Source organism: Termitidicoccus mucosus (genome assembly GCF_038725785.1).
In the GTDB taxonomy this organism is placed as follows: Bacteria; Verrucomicrobiota; Verrucomicrobiia; order Opitutales; family Opitutaceae; genus Termitidicoccus; species Termitidicoccus mucosus.
Map to the genome: position 1 here is coordinate 6,134,022 of NZ_CP109796.1, position 11,743 is coordinate 6,145,764.

The 11,743-nt window shown below is 66.6% G+C and carries 11 protein-coding genes; 8 read left to right on the forward strand and 3 right to left on the reverse strand.

Annotation, left to right across the window (positions count from 1 at the left end):
* The first annotated feature begins 155 nt into the window (after nucleotides 1-155).
* The 3 genes from OH491_RS21440 (at nucleotide 156) to ruvB (ending at nucleotide 3,885) form a co-directional block, all read left to right on the forward strand.
* The gene (locus tag OH491_RS21440; RefSeq protein ID WP_342750678.1) at nucleotides 156-1,298 is read left to right on the forward strand and encodes a hypothetical protein; all 1,143 of its coding nucleotides are present in this window, start codon (nucleotides 156-158) and stop codon (nucleotides 1,296-1,298) included.
* Between the two features lie 165 nt (nucleotides 1,299-1,463).
* Nucleotides 1,464-2,756, forward strand: coding sequence for a UDP-N-acetylglucosamine 1-carboxyvinyltransferase (locus tag OH491_RS21445; protein WP_068772503.1), 1,293 nt, complete (start codon nucleotides 1,464-1,466; stop codon nucleotides 2,754-2,756).
* An 88-nt stretch (nucleotides 2,757-2,844) separates the two neighbouring features.
* A complete protein-coding gene (gene ruvB / locus OH491_RS21450) occupies nucleotides 2,845-3,885 on the forward strand; it encodes a Holliday junction branch migration DNA helicase RuvB (protein ID WP_068772502.1) in 1,041 nt (346 codons plus the stop codon).
* A 105-nt stretch (nucleotides 3,886-3,990) separates the two neighbouring features.
* Here the strand turns inward: ruvB and OH491_RS21455 are convergent, their stop codons facing one another.
* The 3 genes from OH491_RS21455 to OH491_RS21465 all read right to left on the reverse strand — a co-directional run bounded on the left by OH491_RS21455 (nucleotide 3,991) and on the right by OH491_RS21465 (nucleotide 7,236).
* On the reverse strand, nucleotides 3,991-4,938 hold the full coding sequence (locus OH491_RS21455) for a DNA/RNA non-specific endonuclease (protein WP_334319638.1): 948 nt from the start codon (nucleotides 4,936-4,938) through the stop codon (nucleotides 3,991-3,993).
* 120 nt (nucleotides 4,939-5,058) lie between these two features.
* A complete protein-coding gene (locus tag OH491_RS21460) occupies nucleotides 5,059-5,790 on the reverse strand; it encodes an acyl-[acyl-carrier-protein] thioesterase (protein ID WP_068772500.1) in 732 nt (243 codons plus the stop codon).
* A gap of 18 nt (nucleotides 5,791-5,808) precedes the next feature.
* The gene (locus OH491_RS21465) at nucleotides 5,809-7,236 is read right to left on the reverse strand and encodes a DUF2851 family protein (protein ID WP_068772499.1); all 1,428 of its coding nucleotides are present in this window, start codon (nucleotides 7,234-7,236) and stop codon (nucleotides 5,809-5,811) included.
* A 163-nt stretch (nucleotides 7,237-7,399) separates the two neighbouring features.
* On the opposite strand from OH491_RS21465, the gene OH491_RS21470 reads away from it, so the two are divergent.
* The 5 genes from OH491_RS21470 (at nucleotide 7,400) to OH491_RS21490 (ending at nucleotide 11,738) form a co-directional block, all read left to right on the forward strand.
* A complete protein-coding gene (locus OH491_RS21470; RefSeq protein WP_068772498.1) occupies nucleotides 7,400-8,644 on the forward strand; it encodes an MFS transporter in 1,245 nt (414 codons plus the stop codon).
* A gap of 103 nt (nucleotides 8,645-8,747) precedes the next feature.
* Complete coding sequence (gene rplU / locus OH491_RS21475; RefSeq protein WP_068772497.1) at nucleotides 8,748-9,062, forward strand: 50S ribosomal protein L21; 315 nt, start codon at nucleotides 8,748-8,750, stop codon at nucleotides 9,060-9,062.
* A gap of 12 nt (nucleotides 9,063-9,074) precedes the next feature.
* Complete coding sequence (rpmA, locus tag OH491_RS21480) at nucleotides 9,075-9,326, forward strand: 50S ribosomal protein L27 (RefSeq protein WP_068772496.1); 252 nt, start codon at nucleotides 9,075-9,077, stop codon at nucleotides 9,324-9,326.
* Nucleotides 9,327-9,476: 150 nt separating this feature from the next.
* Nucleotides 9,477-10,148, forward strand: a complete 672-nt coding sequence (locus OH491_RS21485; protein ID WP_068772683.1) for a response regulator transcription factor — start codon at nucleotides 9,477-9,479, stop codon at nucleotides 10,146-10,148.
* A gap of 153 nt (nucleotides 10,149-10,301) precedes the next feature.
* Entirely contained in the window at nucleotides 10,302-11,738 is a 1,437-nt protein-coding gene (locus OH491_RS21490; RefSeq protein WP_068772495.1) for a HAMP domain-containing sensor histidine kinase, read from the forward strand.
* Nucleotides 11,739-11,743 lie beyond the last annotated feature (5 nt).

The following is an 11,743-nucleotide window of genomic DNA, read 5'->3' on the forward strand; positions in this document are numbered from 1 at the left end:
CCAAAGATTTACAGTTGCGTAAATGCAACCTCGCCGCGATGTTTTCACGATTGCATGCGTCGAGCGCGGCCTTTTCGCGCTTCGCTGCCATAAACCAATACAACCTCGCGCCGCCACCCCGGCGAGCGCCTTAACAAACATAAAACACATATATCATGTCAGATACAGAAACGTCCGGCACCGCCCCAGTGGCACCTGCCGCGACCAACGCGCCCTCTGCGCCCGCGGTCCCCGTCGCCCCCTCGGCTGACGTCGCCGCCCCTGCGGCCCCAGCCTTCGGCACCAGCCGTGGCTCCGGCCTCGCCCGCGGAAAACGCGCGCTCCACCCCGCCACTACCAGCAACAGCAATACCGCCGCGAACGGCGACTACACGCCCACGACGATCCAGATCGTGACCGCCGAGCGTGAATATAAAAATCCGTTCGCCCCCGAGCAGCCCGCCGAGGTCCCGGCTCCCGCTGTTGTTGCCGCCAGCCCCGTCCGCCCCCCCGAGCCCGCGTCCGCGCCGGCTCCCCACGCAGCCACCGCCCCCGCCGTGGCCAGCCAGCAGCCCGCCGACAATGCCGCCGCCGAATCGGTTCCCGCCGCCATCCCCTCGGTCGGCGAGCCTGAAAAAGCCGAGCTCAAGATCCTCCCCCCCGTGGACAAGCCGCGCCCGGCCCAGCATTGGGACGCTTCCACGCCCGCTGATTCGACCGATGACACCTCGGTGCATCCCTCGCTCCGCAGCGACCGGCCCGTCTTCCGGCCCGAAAGCCAGTCCGGCGAAAGGCGCGACCAACACGCGTTCCGGGATCGCGGTGAACGCCGTCGCGGCGGACGCGACCGCGACCGCGAGCGCGGCGACTATGGCGACCAACGCGCGCCGCGCGAACAACGGGAGCCCCGTCCCGAGGCTTCCGCCGACTCCGCGCCGGCAGCATCCGCGATCGAGCCCGCCCCGAAGAAATCCGGCGGCTTTTTCGGCTGGTTGAAAAGCCTCTTCGGCGGCTCCGACGACACGGTCAAAGCCGACACGCCCGCCCGTTCGGACGACGGACGCCGCGAGGGCCGTCGTGAAGGACGCCGGGGCGGACGAGGCGGACGCAATCGTGACCGCGACCGCGACGGCGGCGGCTTCCGTGGCGAACGCCGCGATGACCGCCCGCGCGGCAACCACCGTGACAATCCCCGCGACGGTTACAGCCACCGCCAGCGCGGCGGGCGCGGACGCAACAGCCGCTACCGAGGCGGCGAGCGCGGCGGCCACCGCCCGTCCGAGGGTGGCGGCTCCTCCGGCGACTCGGCCGCGTCATAAACCACGCTGAAACACGCGGGCCGCCCCGCGGCCCGTGTTGCGTTTTCTCTCATGCGGAACGGCTTGCCGTTCCGCATTTTTTGTGCCCCGAAAACTCTCCGCGCCCCCGCCACTTGTTACTTGGTTGCTTGCCACTTGTTACCTGTCACTTGTTACTTCCTTCTCATGGACCTCATCGTCAACGGCGGCAAACCGCTCTCCGGCACCATCACTCCGTCCGGCAACAAAAACTCCGTCCTGCCCATCGTGTGCGCCTCGCTCCTCACCGATGAACCCGTGCGCCTCGACAACGTCCCCGCCATCACCGACCTCGACAAGATCGTGGCCTTCCTCACCGCCCAAGGCTCGCGCATCGACTGGGACAAGGCCGCCGGCACCATGCGCCTCGATCACTCCGGCTTTCGTCCAGCCGCTACCGTTGACGGGCACGAACTTCCGCAGGACATGCGCTCCACCGTGCTCCTTTACCCCGCGCTTCTGCGCCGCCTCAAAAAAATCACCCTCTCCGCCAACGCCACCGGCTGCTCCCTCGGCGTCCGCGAAATCGACCCGCATCTTGAGATCTTTGCCAAGCTCGGCGCCGTCATCGACGCCGGCGAGCCGCTGGTCATCGCGCTCCCCGCCGGTTTCAAGGGCAACCGTCACTGGTGCGACTACATGTCCGTCACCGTGACGGAAAATTTCCTCATGGCAGCCGCGCTTGCCGACGGCGAATCCACGCTCATCAACGCCGCCAGCGAGCCGCACGTGCAGGACCTCTGCGCGTTTCTCTCCGCGATGGGCGCGCGCATCGAAGGCGCGGGCACCAGCATGCTGCGCGTCACCGGCGTCCCGCGCCTCGCCGGCGCCGCCGCGACCATCCAGACCGACTACCACGAGATCGTCACCTTTCTCGCGCTCGGCGCCATCACCGGCGGAGAGGTGCGCGTGAAAAAATCCCTTCCGCGGCACTTCGACCTCATCACGCGCGCCTTCCGCAAACTCGGCGTCGTCATCGAGCACGAGGGGGGCGACGCGCTTGTCCGCCGCAACCAGTCCCTCGTCATCGAGGAGCCCTACACCAGCAATCTCCTCCCGAAAATCGAAGCCGCGCCCTGGCCGTATTTCTCGGTCGATCTGCTTCCGCTCATGATCGCGCTCAGCACGCGCGCGCGCGGCACGATTCATTTCTGGAACAAGGTCTATGAAAACGGTTTTTCCTGGATGCCGGAGCTGGCGAAGTTCGGCGCGCACGTCATGGTGAGCGATCCGCACCGCATCCTCGTCTTCGGCGGCAAACCGCTGCGCCCGACGGTCGTCGACGCCCCCTACGTGATCCGCGCCACCATCGCCCTCTACATGGTCGCCGCGAGCATTCCCGGACGCAGCGTGGTGAAAAACGCCGACACCATCAAGCGCGCCCACCCCCGCTTCGTCGAAAACCTCCAGGCCCTCGGTGCCGAGGTGGAGTGGCGCTGACGCCGTATCACCAAGCGGGACAAAAGCCCCGCCCATGATCTCAAAATATTTCCGCCCCGTGAATTCATATTCCTGACGCCCTTCAACCATGCCCGCACCCGAACCCAACAAAGGCCTAGGCTATATTTCCAACGCACTCGCTGCGCCGGTCTCGCCCGCCGAGGCCGCGCTGCGCCCGCTCACCTTCTCCGATTTCACCGGCCAGCCCAAAACCGTCGAGCGCCTTCAGGTCATGGTCGGCGCCGCCCGCCGCCGCGGCGACCCGCTCAATCACATCCTCATCAGCGGTCCGCCCGGCCTCGGCAAAACCACGCTGTGTTTCATCCTCGGCCACGAGATGGGCAAAAACGTCCGCGTCACTTCCGGCCCCGTCATCGAAAAGGCCGGCGACCTCGCCGGCCTCCTCACCAACCTCGAGGAGGGCGACATCCTCTTCATCGACGAAATCCACCGCATCCCGAAAACCGTCGAGGAATACCTCTATTCCGCCATGGAGGATTTCCGCCTCGACATCATGATCGACCAGGGGCCCAACGCCCGCAGCGTCCGCCTCTCCATCCCGAAGTTCACCCTCGTCGGCGCCACCACGCGCGCCGGCCTGCTCACCGCCCCGCTGCGCTCCCGCTTCACGCTGCAAACGCGCCTCGACTACTACGACGTGCCCACGCTCACCGGCATCATCAAGCGCAGTTGCGGCTTGCTCAAGGTCGCGCTCGACGATTCCGGCGCGCGCGAAATCGCCACCCGCTGCCGCGGCACCCCGCGCGTGGCCAACAACCTCATCAACTTCGTGCGCGACTACGCGCAGGAGCGCGCCAAGGGCAAAATCACGCAGCCCGTCGCCTCCGCCGCGCTGGAACTTTTGGAAATCGACGCCGCCGGCCTCGACGAGATGGACAAGCGCATGCTCCGCATCATGGCGGAAAACTACCGCGGCGGACCCGTCGGCATGAGCACCATCGCCGTCGCCGTCGGCGAGGAGGCCGAGACGCTGGAGGAAGTCCACGAGCCCTTTTTGATTCAGGAAGGCTACCTGCAACGCACGCCGCAGGGCCGCGTCCTTACCGCCAAAGGCTACCAAGCCATCGGACTGAAGCCCTTGGCCGGCGACCAAGGCACGCTGCTGTGATTACGGGAGCGCGGACATTCCTGTCCGCGAAACGCGGGCAGGAATGCCCGCACTCCTTTTTGGAGCGGTGCCGCTGGCGACGACGCCGGGACACCCGCGCAATTCTCACCATGCCCGTTTTGCCGCCGCCGTTTCCAGCGCGTCCTGCGCCGCGCGCGGCAGCTTGGGGAAGAAATCCAGCCCGGCGCGCGCCTCGATGTCGCGCACGCTCACGAGGTATTTGGACGGGTCCTCCGATGCGCGCAGTTCCCGGTGCGGCACCAGAAACGCCAGGGTGCGCAGGCCGCCGCTTTGCTCGTCGCGCTCGCTGATGACGAGGAAAAACGCGTCCGGCACGGCCACGTTTTCGCCGATGCGGCGCGGCTCCCTGCCTTTTTCGTAAACGGGACCGCACACCACCCACACGTCGCCGTAGCGCCGCGTGTAGCGGTCGAGCACGCGCTCCTCCAGCGCCTTCCAGAGCGCGCCGTTCAACCCGTGCAGTTGCGGCGCCACATTCGTCATCAGGAACGTCTCGCGCTGCGCCTCCGGGCCGTGGCAGACCGCGATGGCGTGGTTCGGCGCCATGTGTCCGCGATCGTATCCGGAATTTGTATACGCCGAGGCGTCCACCTTCGCGCGCGTGCGCGGGTCGGGCTCGAATTTTTCCGGGCGCGCCGCCGCCTTGTATTTTGGCGGGAAAACCCGGTAGGCGACCCATGCCGGGTTCCGCCGCTGCTCGTCGTAGCCCGCGAGGTAGCCCTTGTTTTCCAGGAACACCAGCTTCTCCCGCGCCGCGGGCGTGCCGCCCAGCACCATCGCGTCCGCCTCGATGGCCGCGCCGGGCTCGACGACCTTGCCGCGGGTGAGCGGGATTTTGTCGGCGATGATGTCCAGCCAGAACACCAGCTCGCGGGGCGCGGAGCGGTTTTCGCGCGCGAGGTCGATGGCGTCGAGCGTGACCGCCTCGATTTTCTCCCGCGTCTCCGGCGGCGCGAAGTGATGCCAGGTAAAAATCCCCGCGCCCGCCGCCAGCAGGAACACGCCGCACCCCAGCAGGCGGCGCAGATTCATCTTGAGAGGATTTTTTCTTTGTTTTGACCGGGCCATGCGGAGGCGGGGAGATGCGCAACAGGAAAGCCCCCGCGCCTCATCGCGCAAGCCATCTTGAACAGCGCGGCGGCATTCCCGCTCCTACAACAGCGCCATGCCTTGCGCGAACACCTCGCCGCCGCCTTCCACGCTGAAGGGCACGCTGCCGCCGCCCTGCTTTTCCAGGCGCACCGTGACGCGCGGCGCATCCGGCGGGATTTCCCTCGCGAACCTGACCCGCACCGCTTTCACGAGCGTGGGGAACCCCGCGCGGGCCAGCGCGGTTTGCAGGAAATCGAAATACGCCGTGTTGTTCACGTGGTTGTTGGCATCGACATCGGAATAGCGCACCGACACCTCCACCGCCGCCGCGTCCGCGCCCGGCGGCGGCAGCGCGAGCCGTTCCAGTTCCGGTTCGAAAATCCCGCCGTCGCCGTCCTGCGGAAACACCTCCAGGATATCCCCGGGCACCCGCACAAGCGCCTTGCTTTTCAGATTCACATAAAGCCACAACGACGAGCCCGACGCCACCGGCGCGTCACCGCAAAACACGCGGAATTCACGGTAGCCGCGAAACCCGCGAATCCCCGACGACCACGTCTCCACGCGCAGCGCGTCCTCGTAGCGCGGATGGCGCGCCACCGACACCGCGATGCGGTTCAGCACCCACGATTCGCCCCGCGTCTCCTTCGCCCGCGTGCCCGCGTCGAACAGGTTGGCGTGCCTGATCGCGCCCTCCTGCAACAGCCTGAAAAGCCCCGGCAGCGACAGCACCTCGTTGCGGTCAACGTCGCCATAGGTCACGGTCGTGGAGAAAGTTAGTTTGGCCTCCATATCGTTAAAACACGACTTTCAAGCACGACACCGAGACCGGGCAACCTCGTTATTGCGTTCGTCGCGCGTTGCCGCGTCCTCGCTTGCCAGCATCCAGCCGAGCAAACCTTGCGCGATGCCGTGGCAGGCGGGCTGGTCGCGCGTGCCGGTCATCCGCAACCCCTTCAACAACGGCGCGACCTGCGCGGGCATGTCGCCCGTCCACCAATGCCGCCAGCAACGCTCCAGCCAGGCCGTGTCCGTGTCCGCCGCATCGCGTGTTGCGAGCAGCGGCAGGAATCCGTCGCATACGAGATTGTCCAGCCGCGTGCCGCCGATGGTGCCGCCGCAAATTTCGTCTTCCACGGAAGCGCGCAGCTTTCGCGCCTCGTTTGCCCGCCTCCAGTCGCGCGTGGACGGCTCGTCGGCACGGATGGCACACATAAAGGAGCGCGGGCATTCCTGCCCGCGTCTTTCACGGACATCGCGGGCAAGTTCCGAGCGAAGCGAGAAGCCTGCCATGCCCGCGCTCCTTTGATTGGCGAAGAGATGGGCGAGGCGGGCGGGCCAGTCCGGGTTCGCGGCGACCCATCGCGCATACTGGCGCAGCCGCGAGCGCGGGTGATTCGCCGGGCGCGCCCCCTGTTTGCTCCACGCGCCGCGAGCGGAAATTTCCGCGAAAACCGCATCGGCGAAGCCCTCGCCCGCGCTCCTTTCGCAAGCGGTGGCGGCAGCGGCGTTTTTCCGCCAGGCGTCGAGCGGCCATTCGGTGGCGACGGCGAGCATCGGGGCGCGGTTGGCACGGTAGCCGAGAATTTCCAGCGCCGCGTGATGGCAGGCCGCCTCCCAGCCGAGCCGCGCCACGCGCAGTTTGGCAAAATGCACCTTGCGCGCCCACCGTTCCGAGGACAGCCGCCCCAACTCGGCGCGCAATTCGTCCTCCCTCATCGCGAGCAGTTCCTCGCGCGCCCGCGCCATCGGATGCCGCGCCAGCCGCTCCACTGCCGCATCCGCCGCGTATTCCTCAAGGTCGTGCCAGAGCAGCGGCAGCAGCACCGCGACCGGAATCTCGCGTCCGCCCGCGCCCCGCGACGCGGCAGGGGTGTTCGCGTTGCCCGGAAAAAGGACGACGTGCAGCACGACGCCGTCATACGCCGGGTCGTCCGCATGGCGGTGCTTCGTCCAGTCCTCCGCGTGCAAATGCACCTCCACGTCGCCGGTCACGGCTTCGCCGCCGATGCGCAGCCGCGCCTGTTTGAAATCCGGCCCGCCCAGCCGGTTCCACCGGCCCGGATGGAGCACCTTCACCGCGCGTCCGTCCGCAGCCGTGAGGCGCGTCGCGTCGAATTCTCCCCGAAACCAGATCTGCTGGAGCAGGATTTCGGGAAATGAAAAAGGACCGTAAACTCCTTGGATCTCCGCCACTTCATTTGCAAAGACAGCATGATTTCCGGTCGTTGGTTGCATGGGTTTTAATGCCATTGGAAGGAGGGTTTGTTTGCACTCCATTTTTGGTTAAAATCTTTCGCAGTCGAGGCTGTTGTTTCCGGCATGGCGGTCCGGCCTCGCAACAAGGTTGACCGGCGCGGCGCATTCTGCGTGAACGCCGGGCCGCAAGCGGAAAACGACCATGAGCCACCAGCCGACGACACCTGAAACCACTGCTTCCGCGACCTCCGGCGCGGCACGGCACCAACCCGAAGGGCTCACGGCCGGGTTGGTGTTTCTCCTCGCGTTTGCCGCCGGGCTCGCGGTGGCGAACATCTATTACGCGCAGCCGCTGCTCAATTCCATCGCGGACTCCTACCGGGCCGGCGTGCCCGCGACCAGTGTCATCATCGTGGCCACGCAACTCGGCTATGCCAGCGGCTTGCTGCTCATCGTTCCGCTGGGCGACGCATTTGAGCGCAGGCGTCTGATCGTCGCGTGCGTCGCCTGCACCGCTGTCGCGCTGGTCGGCGCGGCGCTCGCGCCGACACTCCATGTGCTCGTGGCGCTCAACTATCTCGTGGGCCTCGCCAGCGTGTCGCCGCAATTGATCGTGCCGTTTGCCGCGACGCTCGCCGCCCCCGAACGCCGCGGACGTGTCGTGGGCACCGTGATGGGCGGGCTGCTGGTGGGCATCCTCGCGTCGCGCTCGCTGAGCGGTTTCATCGGGGCGCATCTCGGCTGGCAGGGGGTGTATTACATCGGCGCGGCGGCGATGCTGCTGCTCGCCGCCGGGTTGCGCTGGAAATTGCCCGCCCAGCGTCCGCAGCAGCCGGTGGCCTTGCCCGAGCTGCTGCGCTCGTTGTGGCCCATTCTCAAAGGCGAGCCGGTCCTGCAACGCCATCTGCTGGTCGGCGCGGCGGGCTTCGCGGCGTTCAGCGCGTTCTGGACCGCGCTTTCGTTTTACCTCGCGGCGCGGCCCGAGCATTACGGCAGCGAGGTGGCCGGGCTGTTCGGCCTCATCGGAGTCGCGGGGGCGCTGGCGGCGCCGATCGCGGGGCGCCTTTCAGACCGCCTCCCCGCGCGCGTGGTCAACGGAGTGTCGCTCGGGTTGATGGTGGTTTCGTTTGCCGTGATGGCGCTGGCGGACTGGTCGCTCGGCTGGCTCATCGCGGGGGTGTTTTTCATGGATGCCGGCGCGCAGGGAAACCAGATTTCCAACCAGAGCCGCATCTACGCGCTTTCCCCCGCGCTGCGCAACCGGATCAATGCGATTTACATGGTCGGATTTTTCGTGGGCGGCGCGGTCGGCTCGGTGCTCGGCTCGCGCGCGCTCCAGCACGGCGGCTGGACCGGCGTGTGCGCCACCGGCGCGGGGTTGTGCCTGCTGGGGCTGCTGGCGTTGTTCGTGCGCACCGGCAGGCGCAAGACGCAGGATGCCAGATGATTTTACATTTCGGCGCGGTCCCGCCGGCCGCCGGTTCCGCCTTTTTCAAATAAATCCTTGCCCAGCCTTGGGGAAATCACCTTAGTTCGACCCTTTATTTTCTATGAAAGCCACCATCAAAACTCAGGGCCAGCAATTCGCCGTCAGCGAAGGCGACATCCTGATCGTCAACCGCTATCCCAAGACCGAGGCCGGCAATACGGTTGAGATCAACGAAGTGCTGTCCGCCGGTGAAGGCGACGGTTTCCGCGTCGGCACGCCCTTCCTCCAGGGCGCCAGTGTCACGGCCAAGATTCTCGAAAACAAACGCGGTGAAAAAATCACCGTCTTCAAGAAAAGGAAACGCAAGGGTATGACGCGCAAGCAGGGCCACCGCCAGGAGCTCTCCGTCATCAAGATCGAATCCATCAAAGCATAAGGAGAAACTGTCATGGCGCACAAAAAAGGTCAGGGAACATCCAGCAACGGACGCGAGAGCCATTCAAAGCGTCTCGGGGTCAAAAAATTCGGCGGCCAGTCCGTGATCGCGGGCAACATACTCGTCCGCCAGCGCGGCTCGAAGCTGCACGCCGGCAAGAACGTCGGCATCGGTCGCGACTGGACGCTCTTCGCCCTCAAGGACGGAGTCGTCAAGTTCGACAAACCCCGCCGCAAGGTCGAGATCGTCGAGCCTGCGAAATAAGCACCGCCCGCGCGTTCAAAAACGCGGCGCAATTTTCCAACGCAGCCCGCCCGGGCTGCGTTTTTTTTTGCGCGCTTGGCGGCGGTCCAAAACAACGGGCAACCACTAAAGGCTTCCTCATGCGCGGCCTCCGTGCTCAACTGTCGCGCCGTGAGAATCCTCGTTGTTGAAGATGACGCCAGAATCGCCTCGTTTGTGGTCAAGGGACTCAAACAGGAAGGCTATGCGGCCGACCACGCGCCGGACGGCGACACGGCGCTCGCGCTGGCCTCGACCACGACCTACGACGCGGCGGTCGTCGATGTGATGCTGCCGGGCTTGGACGGGCTGAGCCTCGTGCGGCGGCTGCGCGCGCAGGGCGCGGGGCTGCCGGTGTTGTTTCTGAGCGCGCGTTCGAGCGTGGAGGATCGCGTGAAGGGATTGCAGGCGGGCGGCGACGATTACCTGACGAAGCCGTTTGCCTTCGCGGAGCTGTCGGCCCGGCTGCAGGCGCTCATCCGGCGCGCGACGCGCGTCCCGGAGGCGACGCGGCTGGCGGTGGGCGACGTGGCGATGGACCTGGTGACCCGCGCGGTCACGGTCGCGGGCGCGCCGGTGGAGTTGCAGCCGCGGGAGTTTGCGCTGCTGGAATATCTTTTGCGGCATCCGGGGAGGCCGGTGACGAAAACGATGATCCTGGAGCACGTATGGGATTACAGTTTTGACCCGCAGACGAATGTGGTCGATGTGCTCATGCACCGGTTGCGCGCAAAGGTGGACCCGGACAAGTCGCGCATCGAAACCGTGCGCGGGGTGGGGTATGTTTTCAAGGCGCCAAAATAAAGCCAGGCCAAGGAGAATATCCGCAATGACCTCTTTCTTCTTTCCTCTTTCTCTTTCCTCTTTCTCCCCTTGGGAAGGCAGAAATGCCTTGGAGAGAAAGAGGAAAGAGAAAGAGGAAAGAAGAAAGAGGGGGAGAGCGGGGGAGGGGAATCCATGAGCGCCGGCGGTTTCACCCGCTGGCGGCGGTCCCTCGCGGTGCGCCTCAGCGTGTGGTTCGCGCTGCTGTTCGCGGTCGGGTTCACGGCGATTTTCGGATTGTTGTACTGGCTGCTCGGACAGCAGCTCGAGGCCCGCGAGCACGAGGCGCTGCGGATGCGTTTGCAGCAATACGCCGACATTTACGAGGCGCGCGGGCTGCGCGGTTTGCAGGAGCGGGTGTATGAGGACAGCCACACGCCGCACGTGCGCTCGCTCTTCATCCGGCTGATCGGCTCGCTCGGCGTGGTGTGGGTCAATGTGCCGCAGGGCTGGATCGAGCAGGATGCGCAACGCATCCAGGTGCCCGACGGCTGGGGCGGCTGGCAGGAGCGGCAGGTCTTCACCTGGCGCGTGCCGCTGGACGAGCAGGAGGACCTTGCCGTGCTCTCCACCGTGCTGCACAACGGCCTGCTGCTCCAGGTGGCGCGCAGCACGGACAACCGCACCGCGTTGCTGGAGCCGCTGCGGCGGACGTTCATCTGGGTGGGCGGGTCGGTGGTGCTGGTGGGCTTCGCGGTCGGCATGCTCGCGGCACGGCGCGCCACGCGGCCGATCCAGAATGTCGCCGACGCCGCGCGGCGCATCGTAAGCACCGGCGCGCTCGATGTGCGCGTGCCGCAGCCACGGAGCGACGACGAGCTGGCGGAGCTGGTGCGCTGTTTCAACGCCATGCTGGAAAAAAACGCCGGGCTGCTGCGCGCGATGCGCGAGGCGCTGGACAATGTCGCGCACGACCTGCGCACGCCGCTCACCAGCATGCGCGGCTCGGCGGAGCTGGCGCTGGCGCGCGGCGACGACACCGCGATGCGCGACGCGCTGGCCGACAACGTGGAGCGGGCCGACGAGGTGCTGCGGCTGCTGCGCGCGCTGATGGAGATTTCCGAGGCGGAGGCGGGCATGCTGAAGCTCGACCGGGAGCCATGCGACCTCGGGGCGCTGGCGGGCGCGGCGGCGGAGCTTTATTCGGACGTGGCGGAGGAAAAGCAAATCGCCCTCACGGTCGTCCCGGCGCCGGAGCCGGTGATTGTATCCGGCGACCCGATACGACTGCGCCAGGTGGCGGCGAACCTGATCGACAACGCGCTCAAATACACGCCGGGCGGCGGGCGCGTGACGGTGAGCGTGGGCAGGACCGCCGACGGCGGCGCGGGGGCGGACGGCGGCCCGCGCGCATTGCTGGCCGTGAGCGACAACGGCCCCGGCGTGCCGGAGGCGGAGCAGGCGCGGATTTGGGAGCGGCTTTACCGCGCCGACCAGAGCCGCTCGCAAAGCGGGCTGGGGCTGGGGTTGAGCCTGGTGCGCGCCTTCGTCGAGGCGCATGGCGGCGCGGCGCGCGTGCGCAACGCGCCCGGCGGCGGGGCGGTGTTCGAGGTGGAATTGCCGTTGGAGTGAGGGCG